Source organism: Clostridium sulfidigenes, assembly GCF_052067195.1.
Lineage (GTDB): Bacteria > Bacillota > Clostridia > Clostridiales > Clostridiaceae > Clostridium_J > Clostridium_J sulfidigenes.
The window spans coordinates 45,073-61,039 of sequence record NZ_JBQHQR010000020.1 but is presented as its reverse complement, the minus strand read 5'-3'; the positions used below and the strand labels follow the sequence as shown (position 1 = coordinate 61,039).

Sequence of the window (15,967 nt, the reverse complement as noted above, 5' to 3'; positions counted from 1 at the left end):
TAGCTATAGGTGATTGAACTAATCCACAGCGTCTTATGTTAAGTATAGTAAAAATTATTATGAAAGGGAAAGTATAGTGAATTTTTACTATGAGTTCATTATACAAGGTGAAATAATGAATTATATCAAAGAACATGTATTAGAATTAGAGAATAATTTACTAAAATCAGAAGTAAGAAAATCAGCACAAAAGATAAATGATATATTAGCAGATGATTTTATCGAATTTTGTAGCTCAGGAATAGAATATCATTATGAAAAAGGAGATATACATCAAGATCAAGATGATGATACTACATTACAGTGTGAAATTTTAGATTTTAATATAAAAGAATTATCAAAGGATTGTATATTAGCCATGTATAAAGTAATAAAGCATAATGAAATTGATGAAAATAAAAAATATTCTCTTCGTAGTTCCATATGGAAATATTGCGATGGAAAATGGAAAATGTTTTTTCATCAAGGAACTTTATCATGTAAATTTGAAATTGAAAATAAATTATTACACAATTAAAATAGTGAGTGAGGTGAAATAATGAATTATTTAAATCGTGCTATAGAATTACATAAAGAAGCTGAAGATATAATTTATAAAGAAGGTATTGACTCTATTCTAAAGAAATATGGACAAGTTAATTATACTGGTAGTTATAGATTTAATTTAATGGCCTGGGAAGATATTGATATGAACATGGTAATGAATGGAGAAGAATTTTCTTTAGATAATTTCTTTAAAATGGGGAGTGAACTTGCAAAGATAAAGAACATTAAACTAATGAAATTTCAAGACTTTGTTAATTACCCTAAGAAAGGACTTCCAAAGGGATTTTATTGGGGAATTCAATATGAAAGTAAGATCACCGATAAAACTTGGAAAATGGATTTGTGGATTGTAGATAAAGAAAGTTTTGAATTTAATAAAAACTATGTCTCTAAAGTAATTAAAAATTTAAATGAAGAAAACAGGAGCTTAATCTTAAATGTAAAAAACTCCATTATAACTGAAGAAGGAAGAACTCCATTTACCAGTGGATATTACATTTATGAGGCAATATTATTCAAAGGATTAAAAGATAAAGAACGTATATTTAATTATTTAAAAGAGAAGGGCATTAAAATATAGATTAAAGCTTTAATAAATATATAATATGACAAGGAGTGAGATAGTTGTTTAAATTAGTTAAACCCACATTATCTATGGAGAAAGAATATGTAAACTATATTACTGAATGGGAAGCTACTGAAGAGAAGATTGTTCCAAATGCAGCTAAACGAGATAGCATGAGTTTCAAAGAGTTAGTAACTAAGTGGAAAGAATATGAGTCAGAAAGGATGTATGAGAAAGGACTGGTTCCTTCTTCTATGTATTTTCTGATAGATAATCATAATAAAATTTATGGTGCTATAGATATTAGGCATGAGCTAAATGATTACTTATTACAGTATGGAGGACATATTGGATATGGAATAAGACCTTCTCAGCGGAGAAAAGGTTATGCTTCTCAAATGTTAACTCTAGCACTACCCATATCTAAAAAATTAGGAATAAATAAGGCATTAATTACTTGTGACAAAAATAATGTAGGTTCAGCTAAAACCATTATGAATAATGGTGGAATTCTAGAAAATGAAGTTATTAATGGAAATGAAGTAACTCAAAGATATTGGATAGAACTTCGGTAAAAACATCAGTTTTAAGTATTATTCTTATTATGAGCAACCTTAATTTATATTATTTAATATAAAAATATATCTAATAATTAGAACAGGAGAAATTAATATAATGAATGAGTCAATTGTAAATGAAATTTGTCTTAAGAGTTTTAATGAATATCCAAGTAGAATTAAATTTTTTGAAATAGGATATGGCAATTATGTATATAAAATATGTTTTAGTGAAGAAACCTTTGTACTAAGAATAAATAATGATAAACATGCTTATAAAGATACTATATATTGGCTTAATAGATTGCAACCTCTAAACCTTCCGATTCCTTCAATCATTGATAATGGAAAGTATAATGAATTTTCATATCTAGTTTTGAGTTACATACATGGAGACGATTTAGGAAATATATATTTAAATTTGTCAGATGAAGAAAAAAGAGATATTGCAAGAAATATAGTAAACATACAAAATAAAGTATCAACTTTACCTAAAAATTCTGGATATGGGGATCTAACTTCCTATAATGATAAAAGTTATAAAAAAACATGGAAAGAGGTTATACTAGAGCATCTTAATAGGTCTAGGTTAAGAATAAAAGAAAATAATATATTTGATTATAGAAAAGTAGATAGTGTAGAAGTTCTTTTAGAAAATTATAATGATTACTTTAACGCCATAGAACCTATACCATTTTTAGATGATTTAAGTTCGAAAAACGTTTTGATATATTGTGGAAAGCTCTCGGGTATAATTGATATAGATTGGATGTGCTTTGGAGATAAACTTTACTATGTGGCATTAACTAATATGGCACTTATAAGTTTAGGTTATGATACAAAATATGTTGAATATATTATGAATGAAATGAATTCATTGGAAATTGAAAGAAAAATACTCAAATTATATACATTAGTGTTTTGTTTAGATTTTATGGGTGAAAAAGGAATGAAATTCAAAGATAAAGTTATAAAAGTGAGTACTTCACAAATTAAAATGTTAAATGAAATGTACGATAATCTTTATAATGAGATAAATCACGTATACAAATAAAAACCATCTTCGAAAAGATGGCTTTTATTTTATAATTCTACGCTCTTTAATTCAGCAGTAACTATAACTCCATCATCATCAATTTCTATAAAGCCTATATATTTTCCTTTAGCCCATGGAGAAGGCTTAGGGATACTGCCAGGATTCATAAATATAATATTTCTATATTCTTCTTTAAGAGGTATATGGGTATGACCAAAGAGTACCACATCTGCACCAATGCTCTCTGCTTTTATAGCTATACTATTCATGGTACTTTTAACATTATATAAATCTCCATGGGTAAAGAAAATTTTTAGTCCATTAATAGTAATAGTATCTTCTTTAGGATATGTATTAGACAAATCACAGTTTCCAGCCACTGCACATATTTCACCTTTGAAAGTTTTTTCTAAGAGTTTTACGTCTTCTATGCAATCTCCCAGATGAATAACTATATCAGATTTTAAATTATTTATATATTTTGAAGCTACTTTTAAAGCTCTTTCATTATGATGAGTATCACCAATAAAAGCAATTTTCATGTTATCCCTCCAATAAGTATATATTTCCGTAAAATATTATACCATTATTCTTTGGTATAGAGGATAAATAAGTCTATTTTATTCTAATATTCCAATGACACATCCTCTGAGATCCCCATGAACAGTACAACTATTTAACTATTTATATTTTTTCATAGTTTAATAGTTTCCTACATAAAAATGGAAATAGTTCCATATATAAATATTTACATATAGAACTATTTCTTAATATTAGAGATACTATTTTTTATTGAGACAATATAAAAATCTAATCATATTTATGCCTGCTAGTCCTACTAATATATATATTGCTCTAACTAGCATATCTGAAAAACTAAAGATGAAATGAACAAGATCAAAATTGAAGAGTCCAAATATTCCCCAATTAATTGCGCCTATAATAACAAGTACAAATGATATTTTGTCTAATAAATTAATTTTGCACATAAAAACTTCCCCCCATTTTAATTATATTATGATATGTTTAAATCCATTAATATATTTTATGTTTAATATATATGATATATTTGGATAAAATAGAACAATGAGAATAACCTATTATTATAAATAACACGAATTTTAATTGGACTTATATTTATATAATATGTTATAATAGTGAATGATATTAGATAAAAAAACATTTTTGTACGGAGGTTACTATGAGAGATACATATAATTCACCATTAAATTCTAGATATGCATCTAAGGAAATGAGCTATATTTTTTCTGAGGAAATGAAATTTAAAACTTGGAGAAAACTTTGGGTTGCATTAGCTGAGGGAGAACAAGAATTAGGATTAAATATTACTGATGAACAAATAAAAGAGCTTAGAGACAATATTGAAAACATTGACTATGAATTAGCTGCTGCTAGAGAAAAAGAAGTTAGACATGATGTAATGAGTCATGTATATGCTTATGGGGTTGTAGCTCCATCTGCTAAAGGAATAATACATCTAGGAGCTACTAGCTGTTATGTAGGTGACAATACGGACCTACTTATTATGAGAGATGCTCTTATATTAATTAGAAAAAAAGTAATAAATGTGTTAGATCAACTAAGCAAGTTTGCTTTAAAATATAAAGACGTTCCAACTCTTGGATTTACACATCTTCAACCGGCTCAGCTTACAACTGTAGGAAAGAGAGCTACTCTTTGGATGCAAGAGTTATTAATGGATTTAGAAAACCTTGATTTTGCAATTGATAAAATGAAATTTAGAGGAGTTAAGGGAACAACAGGAACTCAAGCTAGCTTTATGTCTTTATTTAACAATGATGAAGAAAAAGTTAAAGAGCTTGATAAAATTGTATGTAAAAAAATGGGCTTTGAAAAAGCATATCCTGTTACTGGCCAAACTTACTCTAGAAAATTAGATTCTATAATATTAAATACATTATCTGAAGTAGCACAAAGTGCATACAAATTTAGTAATGATATGAGACTTCTTCAAAACATGAAGGAAATGGAAGAACCTTTTGAAAAACATCAGATAGGATCTTCAGCTATGGCATATAAGAGAAATCCTATGAGAAGTGAAAGAATTAGTGCACTTTCAAGATATATAATTGTAAACTCTCTTAACCCGGCAATTACTGCTGCAACTCAATGGTTTGAAAGAACACTAGATGATTCTGCTAATAAACGTATATCCGTTGCAGAAGCTTTCTTAGCTCTTGATGGAGTGCTTAACCTGTATATAAACATAACTTCTAATATGGTGGTATATGAAAAGGTAATAGCTGCCCATGTTAATAGTGAGTTACCATTTATGGCTACAGAAAATATTATGATGGAAGCTGTTAAGCGTGGAGGGGATAGACAAGAACTTCATGAAAAAATAAGAGTTCATTCTTTAGCTGCTGCAAGACAAGTAAAAGAGTTTGGAGAAAAGAATGATTTAATAGAAAGAATATTAGCTGATGAATCCTTTGGATTATCAAAAGAAGAAATTCTATCTATAATAGATCCAAGTAAGTTCACTGGAAGATCTAGTGGGCAGGTAGTTGATTTTATAGAGGAATATATAAACCCTATATTAGAAGCTCATAAAAATGAATTAGGTGAAGAAGTAGAAATAAACGTATAATAAAATAAGCTGGAATGCTAATGCATTTCAGCTTATTTTTATGATGCCAAAGAGGATAAATCCCACAGTGTTAGTAGCTAAATTAGCAGACATATGAACTATCCAAGAGACATAAATATTATTAAACCTTTCATTCAGGTAATTAAAAAGAAGTCCAGCTATAAATAGTGAAACTATAAGCAAAATGAACAGTGGGGGAGTAAACCAATTATTCATAATAGCCACATGATAAATTGCAAAGGCTAAAGCACTAAAAATATAAGCAGCTTTTCTTGAACTTACCTGTTTTAAAGATAAGAAGGAAAAACCACGGAAGAAAAACTCTTCCAAAAGGGAATTAACTGATGTAATGTATAGTGCTACAAATAAAAAGTTTTCTTTAGTTACTCCTAAATTATTCTCTAAATTAGTAGTGACCATAGAAAAATCAAAAAATGGACCTAGAATAAAATAAGCTCCTAGTATAAATACATATACAACTATACCAAATATAAGTGCAAAAAATATGCTTTTTTTACTTCCTTTAAAAAGTGCTTTAAAGGAAATAGCTCTCTGTTTTATACATACAATTAAGGGCAATAGTAAAAAGATACATATTTTTATTAAAGACTTTGTAAAATAATTAGGTACAATTAAAATTTCCACTAGGGCCATAATAATACAACCTAATATTACTACTAAAATAATAGATAGAGTGGCTTGTTTATTTTCCATAGATCATCCTCCTTGAAAATTTTATGTATACAGCTTTAAATAATGACTCAAGGCTTTAAAATAATTATAGCATATTATTTTTCTAAAATAGCAAGTATATCCTTAATTGACTATAGTAATTCATTATGATAATATTTAGTTAACTTAATATTCGGGAGCTTGTGTACAGGCTGAGAGGGAGTGTAAACTTCGACCGTACCTGATTTGGATAATGCCAACGTAGGAAGTAGATTTATATAATTATAGGTATACCACTTAGTTGGTATGCCTTTTATTTTTGTTCATATAGGGGAGGGTAAGTAAATTAAAAATATTGATTTTGAGGGGATGATATGTAATGTTAAAAACAAAAAAACTAACTTTAGCTGGAATTTTCATTGCCATGGGAGTTATTTTATCTACAGTTATAGTTATACCAGTAGGAATTGCAAAATGTGCTCCAGTTCAGCATTTGATAAATGTTTTATCAGCTGTTATTTTAGGTCCTTTTTATGGAGTAGCTATAGCTTTCCTTACTTCCACAATTAGAGTGCTTATTGGTACAGGTACCTTCCTAGCTTTTCCTGGAAGTATGTGTGGAGCTCTTTTAGCTGAAATCCTATATAAATATAATAAAAAAATAACTATGGCATCCATAGGAGAAATCTTCGGTACAGGTGTAATAGGAGCTTTAATAGCCTATCCGGTAGCAAAGTTCATCCTATCAAAGGAAGCCGCGCTATGGGGCTTTGTGGTGCCATTTAGCGTAAGCTCTATTGGTGGCGCACTAATTGCCATATTATTTTTAATAGCTCTTAAGAAAACAGGCATATTATATAAAGTTTCTAATGAAGGTAATTAGAACTTAATATCTTAGTATTTTAAAATAGATCTTAGGGAGAGGATATAAAATGATTAAAGATATTTTAGATTCAGCAAGAAAAACAAACCCTCTTGTGCACAATATAACTAATTATGTAGCAGCTAATGATTGTGCTAATATAACCTTAGCTTGTGGTGGTTCTCCTATTATGTCAGATGATCCAGAGGAAGTAGAGGAGATAACCACCTTATGTAATGCTTTAGTAATGAATTTAGGCACTTTAAATCCAAGAAAGTTAGAAGCTATGATTAAGGCAGGGAGGAGAGCTAATAAATTAAAGCATCCTGTAATATTGGATCCTGTGGGTATTGGTGCATCATCCTTTAGACAACAGGCTGTAAAGGAACTTTTAAACACTGTAGATTTTCAAGTTATAAAAGGTAATATATCTGAAATAAAAACTATAGGAAAGAAAAAAACTATATGTAAGGGTGTAGATGCCAGTGAAATTGAGTCTATAACAGAAGATAATATAGAAGGTGCAATTACTCTAGCCAGGGAACTTTCTAAGGATCTAGGGGCAATTATAGCCATTACAGGGGCTATAGATATAGTTGCAGATAAAGATTTAGTATATATTATTAGAAATGGGCATCCATCTATGAGAAATGTCACCGGAACAGGATGTATGCTTTCATCAATTATAGGAGTTTTAGTTGGTGCTAATCCTCATAGAATCTTTGATGCAACGGTAACTGCTTTCTGTATTATGGGAGTATGTGGTGAACTTGCTTATAATAAAATAGTAGAAAAGTTTCAGGGAAGTGGATCTTTAAAAATACATTTGATTGATTCTGTGAGTAATATAGATTATAAAATTTTAGAAGAAAAAATTAAAATAGAAAAGTTTTTTAAAAATTAAAGGATTTTTACCTCTCTTCATAGAATAATTAATGTCGTGAAATGTAAGTTTCGCGACATTATGCTATAAAAATTAAAGGGGAATGGATTTTATGGATTCGAAATTAAATTATATGCAAGATAATTCTCTACCCAAAATACTAAAGGATTATTTAAGTTACCTTTCTTCTGTTAAAGGTGTTTCTAGCAATACTTTAGTTGCCTACGCTTATGATCTAACTTTATTCTTTAAATTTCTTAAAGTACATAATAATGAAGTAACTTTATCACAGGATGTAATTTTTGAAAATATTCCTATTGATAACATCTCTTCTGATTATCTTAAAAATTTAGAATTGGTTGATTTTTACACCTATCTATCTTTTTTAGAGAATATGAGAGAAAATGGAACCTATGCAAAGGCAAGAAAAGTTGCCTCTCTAAAGTCCTTTTTTCACTATTTATGTTCTAAAGCTAAAATTATACCTACAGATCCTACTTTAGACTTAGAAAGTCCTAAAATAGGAAAGCGCTCCCCCATTTACTTAACTTTAGATGAAAGTAGAGACTTATTAGCTGTAGCTAATAATAGAGATAAAAATTCACCTAGGGATTTATGTATAATTACCCTATTCTTAAATTGTGGTGTGAGACTATCAGAGCTTTGCAGCATCAATATTGCCAATATTAAAGGTGATACCCTTACTGTCATTGGTAAAGGAAATAAAGAAAGGACTATATATCTTAATAAAGCATCAATTAAGGCTATAAATAAGTATCTTGTTGTAAGAAACGATATTGCAGATAAAGTTCATAGTGAGGATACAGAGGCTCTATTCATAAGTGGAAAGTATAGAAGAATCAATAAACGCACTGTAGAAAGAATAATAAAAAAATATGTAGGTGCAGCAGGTCTTGATACCGATAAATACACACCTCATAAATTAAGGCATACCTCTGCAACATTACTTCATAAACATGGTGGTGTAGATGTTAAAACTCTCCAAGAGATATTAGGTCATGAAAATGTAAGTACTACTCAAATATATGTTCATGTTGATGATGAAACCCTAAGAGATGCTATTAACACTCACCCCTTAGGGGATGAATAATAAAGAAGGATAGCAGCTATCAAATCTATGGCTACTATCCTTCTTTTTATTACTTTTTATATTTTATATCTCTCAATTCAGATATACGCCTGCTCGTATTCAAAAATTCTTTTTCATAATTTAACTTAGCATCCTTTTCTAATGAAGGATCATCTAGTAAACCACTTAGCTGGGAAAGTCGACACTGAAGCATTAATATTTCATCTTTATTAACCTTTAATTTACTATTACTAGTCTTATTACAAGTGAAAAACTCAATTATCTCAGTATGATTTCCAGTAAAATTAATAATTTTGTTATTTTCTATTTTTAGAATTCTATTACATACTGTAGAAATTAAATGTCTATCATGGGAAACTACCAAAGCTGTTCCAGAATAACTTTTTAAAAGCAAACTTACACTTTCTTTAGATAAGATATCCATATAATTAGTTGGCTCATCAAGAATTATTAAATCAGGATTTTCAATGATTATTTTAGTAAATATTACTCTGCATTTTTCGCCCATACTTAAGTTTTTAATTAATGTATTTACTCTATCCCCTTTTATAAATACACTTCCTAAATATAACCGAATTATATTTTCAGTTTCATTGGTGGTTAATAAATAGTCTAATATAGTTATTTCTTCATTTACTACTTCTAGATATTGAGATAAACTGCTAATTTTCATATTTGAGTTTAAATAAACATCACCAATGTAATTCTTATCTTCACCTAGAAGAATATTTAGTAATGTAGTCTTCCCACTACCATTATTGCCAATGATGCCGACTTTATCTCCACCATTTATAGTAAAATTCCCATCTTTAAATAATAATTTCTTATCGAAAGATTTACTAAGATTTTCAACTCTTATGGCTGTTTTAAAACTATTATTATTATTAAGTTTAAGTTTAATTGAAGAATTATCCTTTATTCTTTCAACTCCATTTTCTTTTAATTTTTCTAACTTTTTTTCTTTTGATCTCATTATAGAAACATGCTTTTTACTTAATGCCCTTAAGTGGTCATTAGTACCCGCCATTTTGTGTGCTTTGTTAAACCATTGTTTTCTTTGACTGATATTTTCTTTCAAAGCTCTTATTTCCTGTTGTTGTTTGTTATATAAATTCTCATTGGTTATCTTTTCCATTAATAGCTGTTTTTCATAGGAAGAATAATTACCTTCATAGGTTTTTATTCCGTTATTACTTAAAACGAAGGTCTTATTTGTAACTTCATCCAAGAAAAACCTATCATGACTTATTATAATCATAGGTTTGTTTATAGAATTTATAAGCCTTTCTAACCATTGAACACCACTTAAATCTAAATGATTTGTAGGCTCATCTAGTATAAACAAATCATAGTTACTATGAAATATATTAAGAATTTCTTTTTTAGTAGCTTCACCACCACTTAAAAAAGTATTACTATTATATAAGTTTTCATCTATAATTCCGATAAGAATATTTGAAGGAATATAATTGATACTTCCTTCATCGTAGGAAATCTCCTTAGTTATTATTTGTTTTAAGGTACTTTTACCTACGCCATTTTCTCCTACCAGACCTATCTTAAAATTATCTCCTATTTCAAAACTTATATTATTTAAAATCGTGCGATTTTGAAAGGATTTAGAAATATTTTTTATAATTATCTTACCCATTTATAACACTCCTTTTAATAAAGTCTATCAAAAGGCAATGGTGGTACTTCAATTTTAAGAAACAAAAAAGGTTTTAATCACGATAAGCAATTAAAACCAAACTTACAACTCTATTATTAATTCATATAATATAAACTGGTTAAGGGTAAATAGAAACTATTAAAATAAATTAATTATAGTAAACCATAATTACATACCTTTACCTATCAAAACAGTTTTATACTTATTATATGATTAGAATTAAAAGAATAGATTACCACTGCCTAATTAATTGCACAACAAAAAACATAAAACTACATTTAAATTGTAATAAGTATTTATTTTGTTATGCCTATAAAATTAATTAAGAATAGTAATGCTCATTCTTTTGTACCTCCGTAGTAAAATATTATAAAACTATTATATCATATATAATAGTTTTGTGTAGCTATCTTTTATTATTTACTACATATAAACCTGGATATTCTTCATGTAGCAGTCCATCTGTACCCGTTTCTTCCATAAGTTCATCCATGCCTTCTACATCAGATATATAATCCCAATTAGATTCATCATCGAGAGCATCTATATATGGTATTTCATCTTCTTCTAATGGTACTACATCTTCTTCAAAGCTATCCTCTTCTTCAATTGTATCAAAATCACTAAAGTCTTCCAAATCGATTTTGATTTCTTCTTCTTTATTCTTTTCAAATACCTCATCTATTTTTACAGCCTTAACATCATATCCTTCAATCTCTAGACATTTACCACAGTTATCACAGATCTTATCTCTATTGTATTCACATACATTGCACTCTCCACAATCATTACATACTTTCTTTTCATCAAAAATACAGTATTTCATTATCATCACTTCCTGTTTTATCTTTATTAAATCATTAGACTATTTTAACAAAACTATTGAAAAACATCAACTAAAAATAAATCTAAATTTTTTAAAATTTATATAGACATTTTTAAATATATAAATTATTATATATTTATATGTTTTTTACATATAGATTATTTTAAGGAGGTTCTAAGTATGGCAAGTTCATATTCCTTTGATGTGGTTTCTGAAATTAATATGCAAGAAGTTGATAATGCTATTAATCAAGCCCTAAAGGAAATTAAACAAAGATATGACTTTAAAGGTACTAAGACAGAAATAACTTTACTAAAAGATGAAGTTAAGCTCATATCTGATGATGAGTTTAAGTTAGATACTGTAATCGACATACTCAAGGGGAAATTTATTAAAAGAGGTGTCTCTTCCAAAGCTCTTGAAGTTGGTAAAATTGATTCAGGTTCTCTAGGTACAGCTAAAGTTACTTGTAAATTAATAAAAGGTATCTCTACTGAGAAAGCTAAAGCTATGGTGGCAGATATTAAAGCTAGTAAAATAAAAGTTCAGCCTCAAATAATGGATGATCAGTTAAGGATATCTGGAAAGAATAAGGATGATTTACAAGAAACAATGCAGCTATTAAAATCTAAAGACTATGGTATAGATGTACAATTCACTAACTATAGGTAAGGTTTACATTTGTAAAATATGACAAATGCAAAAAATCTCTGTTAAAATTTAAAAGAATAAGTTATAATAGATATATATTAACTATTAATGTATAATTTAATGGGAATTGGATAATTTAATAATGTATACAAATTACAATAATTATATATAATAGTTATATATAATCCCACTTATACTTATGAAAAAATAAATAACAAACATTTAGGAGGAAAATATTATGAAATCAACAGGTATAGTAAGAAAAGTAGACGAATTAGGAAGAATAGTAATTCCAATAGAGTTAAGAAGAACTTTAGACATCGAGATAAAAGATGCTTTAGAAATTTATGTAGATAGAGATCAAATCATATTAAAAAAATATGAGCCAGCATGTTTATTCTGTGGTAATGCTAGAGACGTTAAAAACTACAAAGGTAAAAATATTTGTGAAGAATGTCTTGATAGTATTGCTAAAATGCAAGAATAATAAATTCTTACATAATTAATTTAAAATACAAAAACAGCATTTTGATTTTAATTCAAGATGCTGTTTTTTATTGAATTTTATCATTGAATTGTAATTAATTGACTATATTCGAAAAAAAGTGTATAATAATACAGAAGTATAATAAACTTTAATGTTTTTTATAATATAATTTAGGAGTGATTTTTTGAAAATTTATGAAGATCCACAAATAGAAAAGATAGAGAAACTATTAAGAAGAGTATGCTTTTATATAAAGAAAAAAGGAAGAACTATATTAGAAGATTATGATATTACTCCTGCACAATTTGAAGCTTTACAAATTATAGTAAATCATAAAGAAGTAACTATTAGTGAACTTAGCAATAAACTATATCAAGCCCCTAGCACCATCACTGATTTAGTTGATAGAATGGAAAGTAAGGATCTTGTCAAGAGAGTCAGAGATTCAAAAGATAGACGAATAGTTAGAATAGAAGGTTTAGAAAAGGGACATAACATATTAGAAGCAGTAATTATGGAAAGATGTAAATTTCTCGATTATTCCTTAGAAAACGTTTCTAAAGAAGACAAGGATAGTTTTACTGAATATTTAGATATACTAGAACATGCTTATACAGAAGGTAAATAACAAAAATGCTGGAGCCTAATTTTAAAATTAGAAATACTTCAGCATTTTTTATACTATTTTTTATATTATTTATTGTTGTTTATATCGTCTCTTATTTTCAGTAGTAATTGTTCTTTATCATCCATCAATTTAGAAATTTTATCATCATAATGAGATTTCATAGACCAAATTTCTTTTCTGTACTCTTCCTCTTTTTGTAGTACTTCTTTTTGCATAGAAATCCTTATTTCATCATCTTTTAATCTTAATTCTCTGCTAAACTCCTCTGAGATCTGCTTAATCTTATTTTCATAAGAACTCTTCATATCCTGAATTTCATCTTCTAATGCAATACTATGATTTAATTCCTCATTTAATTTATTAGTAAGGCTTTCCTTTTCTCTCTCTAGGTTTTTTAAGTTCTCTTCCATGTTTCGGTTTATTGATCTTAAACTTTCTGCTTCATTTTTATAGGCATTTAACTCATTTACCTTATCCTTTAACATGAGGTTTAACTCTTTATATCCCTTGATATCTTCTCTCTCTTTTTCTAAAAGTTCTTTATATTCCTTTAACGAATCCTTCAGTTCTTTATTATGAGACTTTAAATCTTCTAGTTCTTTTTTTAAACTTTCTATATTCCCCTTTAATTTTTCACTTCTATTAGTCTCTTCCTCTAAAGTTCCTTTAAAACTATTAACAATTTCTGAGTTCTTAACCTTGCTCTTTTCTATCATATTTATGTATATATCTAAAATTCTTTTTGTTATGCTCTGTAACTCTTCTACATCGCTTTTAATAAAGTCTGTACCCGTTGAAGCTTTGTTTAATTCGTAGTTCCTTATTATAAGATCCATGAATTCTTTATTATTTATCCCTTCTACCTCAGCTAAACTTTGAAATTTCTCTTTTAGTTCCTCGCTTATCCTTACACTTAAAATTGAATCCATTAATTACACATCCTTAAAATTTATAAAATTACACCTTGATTTAAGTATACATTATTTTACCTTTGTAAACAAGCATTTAATCCACGTTTACATTATGTAAACATATTTTTATCGTAAATTATTATAATTACCATTCAATATAACTAACATTATATTGAATGATTACTATATTGAAATAATTAAGTAATAATAAAAGAGGAAGTAGATAAAAAAATATGTATACGTAGGAAAATTAAACACTTCAAAAAGAGGTAGCAGTGTATTTATTCGATGAGAACAACGAAGGGCTACGTTTTCTCCTAAAAGATAACGACTTCTTAGTATTAAAAATACTGATACTAAGAAGTCTGCTAGTAAGCTTCAATTCGAAAATCTCTCTGAAGCCAAGAACTCAGTTTATAAAAAAAATAAACCTAGCCATAACACAGCTAGGTTTATTTAAAATTATTTTGTATATTTTACAGGTTCATTATAAGTAACTCCAAAGGTATCTACCGAAATGGATTTAATTTTTATATCCTTCTTAGGTCTATCATTACTGCCAGTTTCTACTTGTTCTATAGAGTCTACTACATCCATACCTTCTATAACCTTACCAAAGGATGCATAGTCTCCATCTAAATGAGTGGCGTCTTTACTCATAATAAAAAATTGAGATCCAGCAGAATTCTTATTATCATTCGATCTAGCCATCGATATAACACCCTTAGTATGTAAAAGAGTATTTTCAAACTGATTATTTGTAAATTCACCATATATGGAGTAGTCAGGTCCACCCATTCCAGTTCCTTCTGGATCTCCACCTTGAATCATAAAGCCTGAAATTACTCTATGAAATATTAAACCATCATAAAATTTACTATTAGCAAGACTTATAAAGTTTCTAACGGTATTTGGTGCTATTTCGGGATAAAGCTCCAGCTTTATAATTTTTCCGTCTTCCATTTCTATGGTAGCCACTGGATTTTTATCCCCCTCCTTCTTCTCCGTTTCCTTTGAAAGATATATTTCTTTATTATCATTACTTCCAGTATTAGTTTCCTCTTTACTAGTCTTATTAGAGGTACTGCATCCTATTAATGCAAGGGAAAGTATTGCTGTAATAATCAAAGTTCCTAATGTACTTTTTTTCATTTAAAACGTCTCCTTTCATAGGTTTATATGTTTTACTAGATAAGTTTACCATTGTATCTTTTAAAATAAAACCTATAATTAGTTAATTTTTGATTAAAATTATCCAATTAAACACAAAAGCTCTAAGACTGTCATTCTTAGAGCTTTTTATCTTTCTCAGCTAATTTTTTTAGATATTCTTTAAATTGACTTCTCCAAGATTCGTATAGATTCCTATCTATTCTTTGTAGATAATAGAAAAATTCACCTATACTATCTCTCTTTAGTATACCTCTCATCAGATGCCGTGGAAAAGGCATCTCCCTATCAAAGTTATCCTTTGGATCTATAACTTTGATAGAAAAGTCCTCTTGTACATAAAGATCCTTGCAACGTATATCTAACTTTTTATAACCAAGTTCTTTAAAATCATTTATTAAATCTACTAGGCTTCTTACTAGTTTCTGATTTAGAGGGTTATGATTTAGATACTTATCAAGTCTTATCCCATCTACAAACTCTCTTACAATAAAAAAATCTCCATAGTCAAAAACCTTAGGAAAGGATGGATGATGCATAGATGATTTAAGAATTACATACTCTGTTTCGCAAACTTTTTTATCATTAAATATTTTTATAATTCTCTCATTATCAATTCTATATACCACTCCATTATTGCCCTTCCCTAGGAATTTAGAACTCCTTATAATGTTCTCCACTTCATCACTTAAGTAAATTGCATTTGTAAAATGTCTAGACATAATTCCTCCCTAGATAGAACTCTATTAGATTATATG

19 protein-coding genes and 1 riboswitch are annotated in these 15,967 nt (G+C 28.1%); of the genes, 11 read left to right on the top strand and 8 right to left on the bottom strand.

The features are described 5' to 3' along the window. The first annotated feature begins 115 nt into the window (after nucleotides 1–115). The 4 genes from ACTNBA_RS17705 to ACTNBA_RS17690 all read left to right on the top strand — a co-directional run bounded on the left by ACTNBA_RS17705 (nucleotide 116) and on the right by ACTNBA_RS17690 (nucleotide 2,722). On the top strand, nucleotides 116–517 hold the full coding sequence (locus ACTNBA_RS17705) for a nuclear transport factor 2 family protein (RefSeq protein WP_441075600.1): 402 nt from the start codon (nucleotides 116–118) through the stop codon (nucleotides 515–517). A gap of 21 nt (nucleotides 518–538) precedes the next feature. Continuing rightward, entirely contained in the window at nucleotides 539–1,126 is a 588-nt protein-coding gene (locus ACTNBA_RS17700) for a hypothetical protein (protein ID WP_346869462.1), read from the top strand. A 44-nt stretch (nucleotides 1,127–1,170) separates the two neighbouring features. Continuing rightward, nucleotides 1,171–1,686, top strand: a complete 516-nt coding sequence (locus tag ACTNBA_RS17695; protein WP_441075599.1) for a GNAT family N-acetyltransferase — start codon at nucleotides 1,171–1,173, stop codon at nucleotides 1,684–1,686. A 100-nt stretch (nucleotides 1,687–1,786) separates the two neighbouring features. Then, nucleotides 1,787–2,722, top strand: coding sequence for a phosphotransferase (locus ACTNBA_RS17690; RefSeq protein WP_441075598.1), 936 nt, complete (start codon nucleotides 1,787–1,789; stop codon nucleotides 2,720–2,722). Between the two features lie 29 nt (nucleotides 2,723–2,751). Here the strand turns inward: ACTNBA_RS17690 and ACTNBA_RS17685 are convergent, their stop codons facing one another. Both ACTNBA_RS17685 and ACTNBA_RS17680 read right to left on the bottom strand, forming a co-directional pair. Continuing rightward, on the bottom strand, nucleotides 2,752–3,246 hold the full coding sequence (locus ACTNBA_RS17685) for a metallophosphoesterase family protein (RefSeq protein ID WP_441075597.1): 495 nt from the start codon (nucleotides 3,244–3,246) through the stop codon (nucleotides 2,752–2,754). A gap of 240 nt (nucleotides 3,247–3,486) precedes the next feature. Further along, entirely contained in the window at nucleotides 3,487–3,693 is a 207-nt protein-coding gene (locus tag ACTNBA_RS17680; RefSeq protein WP_035135773.1) for a DUF378 domain-containing protein, read from the bottom strand. A gap of 212 nt (nucleotides 3,694–3,905) precedes the next feature. On the opposite strand from ACTNBA_RS17680, the gene purB reads away from it, so the two are divergent. Next, nucleotides 3,906–5,336 carry an adenylosuccinate lyase gene (gene purB, locus ACTNBA_RS17675; protein WP_035135775.1) on the top strand — a complete coding sequence of 477 codons (1,431 nt, stop codon included), beginning with the start codon at nucleotides 3,906–3,908 and terminating at the stop codon, nucleotides 5,334–5,336. Between the two features lie 27 nt (nucleotides 5,337–5,363). Here purB and ACTNBA_RS17670 read toward each other — a convergent pair whose 3' ends face one another. Next, nucleotides 5,364–6,050 carry a CPBP family intramembrane glutamic endopeptidase gene (locus ACTNBA_RS17670; RefSeq protein WP_441075596.1) on the bottom strand — a complete coding sequence of 229 codons (687 nt, stop codon included), beginning with the start codon at nucleotides 6,048–6,050 and terminating at the stop codon, nucleotides 5,364–5,366. Nucleotides 6,051–6,191: 141 nt separating this feature from the next. Continuing rightward, nucleotides 6,192–6,293, top strand: a riboswitch (TPP riboswitch). 94 nt (nucleotides 6,294–6,387) lie between these two features. Here ACTNBA_RS17670 and thiW point away from each other — a divergent pair. The 3 genes from thiW (at nucleotide 6,388) to ACTNBA_RS17655 (ending at nucleotide 8,864) form a co-directional block, all read left to right on the top strand. Then, entirely contained in the window at nucleotides 6,388–6,891 is a 504-nt protein-coding gene (gene thiW, locus ACTNBA_RS17665) for an energy coupling factor transporter S component ThiW (RefSeq protein ID WP_441075595.1), read from the top strand. A gap of 49 nt (nucleotides 6,892–6,940) precedes the next feature. Continuing rightward, nucleotides 6,941–7,774, top strand: a complete 834-nt coding sequence (gene thiM, locus ACTNBA_RS17660) for a hydroxyethylthiazole kinase (protein ID WP_441075594.1) — start codon at nucleotides 6,941–6,943, stop codon at nucleotides 7,772–7,774. Between the two features lie 91 nt (nucleotides 7,775–7,865). Beyond that, the gene (locus ACTNBA_RS17655; protein ID WP_441075593.1) at nucleotides 7,866–8,864 is read left to right on the top strand and encodes a tyrosine recombinase XerC; all 999 of its coding nucleotides are present in this window, start codon (nucleotides 7,866–7,868) and stop codon (nucleotides 8,862–8,864) included. Nucleotides 8,865–8,913: 49 nt separating this feature from the next. Here ACTNBA_RS17655 and ACTNBA_RS17650 read toward each other — a convergent pair whose 3' ends face one another. Continuing rightward, nucleotides 8,914–10,515: an ABC-F family ATP-binding cassette domain-containing protein gene (locus ACTNBA_RS17650; RefSeq protein WP_441075592.1), complete on the bottom strand. Its 1,602-nt coding sequence runs from the start codon at nucleotides 10,513–10,515 to the stop codon at nucleotides 8,914–8,916. A 427-nt stretch (nucleotides 10,516–10,942) separates the two neighbouring features. Then, on the bottom strand, nucleotides 10,943–11,362 hold the full coding sequence (locus ACTNBA_RS17645) for a hypothetical protein (protein WP_441075591.1): 420 nt from the start codon (nucleotides 11,360–11,362) through the stop codon (nucleotides 10,943–10,945). A gap of 180 nt (nucleotides 11,363–11,542) precedes the next feature. Between ACTNBA_RS17645 and ACTNBA_RS17640 the strand changes: the two genes are divergently transcribed. The 3 genes from ACTNBA_RS17640 (at nucleotide 11,543) to ACTNBA_RS17630 (ending at nucleotide 13,128) form a co-directional block, all read left to right on the top strand. After that, nucleotides 11,543–12,034: a YajQ family cyclic di-GMP-binding protein gene (locus tag ACTNBA_RS17640; protein ID WP_035135882.1), complete on the top strand. Its 492-nt coding sequence runs from the start codon at nucleotides 11,543–11,545 to the stop codon at nucleotides 12,032–12,034. Nucleotides 12,035–12,251: 217 nt separating this feature from the next. Continuing rightward, nucleotides 12,252–12,500, top strand: a complete 249-nt coding sequence (locus ACTNBA_RS17635; RefSeq protein ID WP_035135880.1) for an AbrB/MazE/SpoVT family DNA-binding domain-containing protein — start codon at nucleotides 12,252–12,254, stop codon at nucleotides 12,498–12,500. A gap of 184 nt (nucleotides 12,501–12,684) precedes the next feature. Further along, a complete protein-coding gene (locus ACTNBA_RS17630; protein ID WP_035135877.1) occupies nucleotides 12,685–13,128 on the top strand; it encodes a MarR family winged helix-turn-helix transcriptional regulator in 444 nt (147 codons plus the stop codon). A gap of 65 nt (nucleotides 13,129–13,193) precedes the next feature. Here the strand turns inward: ACTNBA_RS17630 and ACTNBA_RS17625 are convergent, their stop codons facing one another. From ACTNBA_RS17625 to ACTNBA_RS17615, 3 genes are all read right to left on the bottom strand, one after another. Beyond that, on the bottom strand, nucleotides 13,194–14,057 hold the full coding sequence (locus tag ACTNBA_RS17625; protein WP_441075590.1) for a hypothetical protein: 864 nt from the start codon (nucleotides 14,055–14,057) through the stop codon (nucleotides 13,194–13,196). A gap of 444 nt (nucleotides 14,058–14,501) precedes the next feature. Further along, nucleotides 14,502–15,191 (bottom strand): peptidylprolyl isomerase, encoded by a 690-nt coding sequence (locus ACTNBA_RS17620; protein WP_441075589.1) that lies wholly within the window; start codon nucleotides 15,189–15,191, stop codon nucleotides 14,502–14,504. Between the two features lie 137 nt (nucleotides 15,192–15,328). Continuing rightward, nucleotides 15,329–15,931, bottom strand: coding sequence for a protein kinase (locus ACTNBA_RS17615; protein WP_441075588.1), 603 nt, complete (start codon nucleotides 15,929–15,931; stop codon nucleotides 15,329–15,331). Between the last annotated feature and the right edge of the window lie 36 nt (nucleotides 15,932–15,967).

What these genes read in the sequence shown, in the direction of transcription:
- ACTNBA_RS17680 (WP_035135773.1), bottom strand. Translation starts at nt 3,693, where the DNA reads ATGTGCAAAATTAATTTATTAGACAAAATATCATTTGTACTTGTTATT.
- ACTNBA_RS17620 (WP_441075589.1), bottom strand. Translation starts at nt 15,191, where the DNA reads ATGAAAAAAAGTACATTAGGAACTTTGATTATTACAGCAATACTTTCC.
- ACTNBA_RS17705 (WP_441075600.1), top strand. Translation starts at nt 116, where the DNA reads ATGAATTATATCAAAGAACATGTATTAGAATTAGAGAATAATTTACTA.
- purB (WP_035135775.1), top strand. Translation starts at nt 3,906, where the DNA reads ATGAGAGATACATATAATTCACCATTAAATTCTAGATATGCATCTAAG.
- ACTNBA_RS17690 (WP_441075598.1), top strand. Translation starts at nt 1,787, where the DNA reads ATGAATGAGTCAATTGTAAATGAAATTTGTCTTAAGAGTTTTAATGAA.
- ACTNBA_RS17640 (WP_035135882.1), top strand. Translation starts at nt 11,543, where the DNA reads ATGGCAAGTTCATATTCCTTTGATGTGGTTTCTGAAATTAATATGCAA.
- ACTNBA_RS17615 (WP_441075588.1), bottom strand. Translation starts at nt 15,931, where the DNA reads ATGTCTAGACATTTTACAAATGCAATTTACTTAAGTGATGAAGTGGAG.
- ACTNBA_RS17685 (WP_441075597.1), bottom strand. Translation starts at nt 3,246, where the DNA reads ATGAAAATTGCTTTTATTGGTGATACTCATCATAATGAAAGAGCTTTA.
- thiW (WP_441075595.1), top strand. Translation starts at nt 6,388, where the DNA reads ATGTTAAAAACAAAAAAACTAACTTTAGCTGGAATTTTCATTGCCATG.
- ACTNBA_RS17645 (WP_441075591.1), bottom strand. Translation starts at nt 11,362, where the DNA reads ATGAAATACTGTATTTTTGATGAAAAGAAAGTATGTAATGATTGTGGA.
- ACTNBA_RS17650 (WP_441075592.1), bottom strand. Translation starts at nt 10,515, where the DNA reads ATGGGTAAGATAATTATAAAAAATATTTCTAAATCCTTTCAAAATCGC.
- ACTNBA_RS17700 (WP_346869462.1), top strand. Translation starts at nt 539, where the DNA reads ATGAATTATTTAAATCGTGCTATAGAATTACATAAAGAAGCTGAAGAT.
- ACTNBA_RS17670 (WP_441075596.1), bottom strand. Translation starts at nt 6,050, where the DNA reads ATGGAAAATAAACAAGCCACTCTATCTATTATTTTAGTAGTAATATTA.
- ACTNBA_RS17625 (WP_441075590.1), bottom strand. Translation starts at nt 14,057, where the DNA reads ATGGATTCAATTTTAAGTGTAAGGATAAGCGAGGAACTAAAAGAGAAA.
- thiM (WP_441075594.1), top strand. Translation starts at nt 6,941, where the DNA reads ATGATTAAAGATATTTTAGATTCAGCAAGAAAAACAAACCCTCTTGTG.
- ACTNBA_RS17635 (WP_035135880.1), top strand. Translation starts at nt 12,252, where the DNA reads ATGAAATCAACAGGTATAGTAAGAAAAGTAGACGAATTAGGAAGAATA.
- ACTNBA_RS17655 (WP_441075593.1), top strand. Translation starts at nt 7,866, where the DNA reads ATGGATTCGAAATTAAATTATATGCAAGATAATTCTCTACCCAAAATA.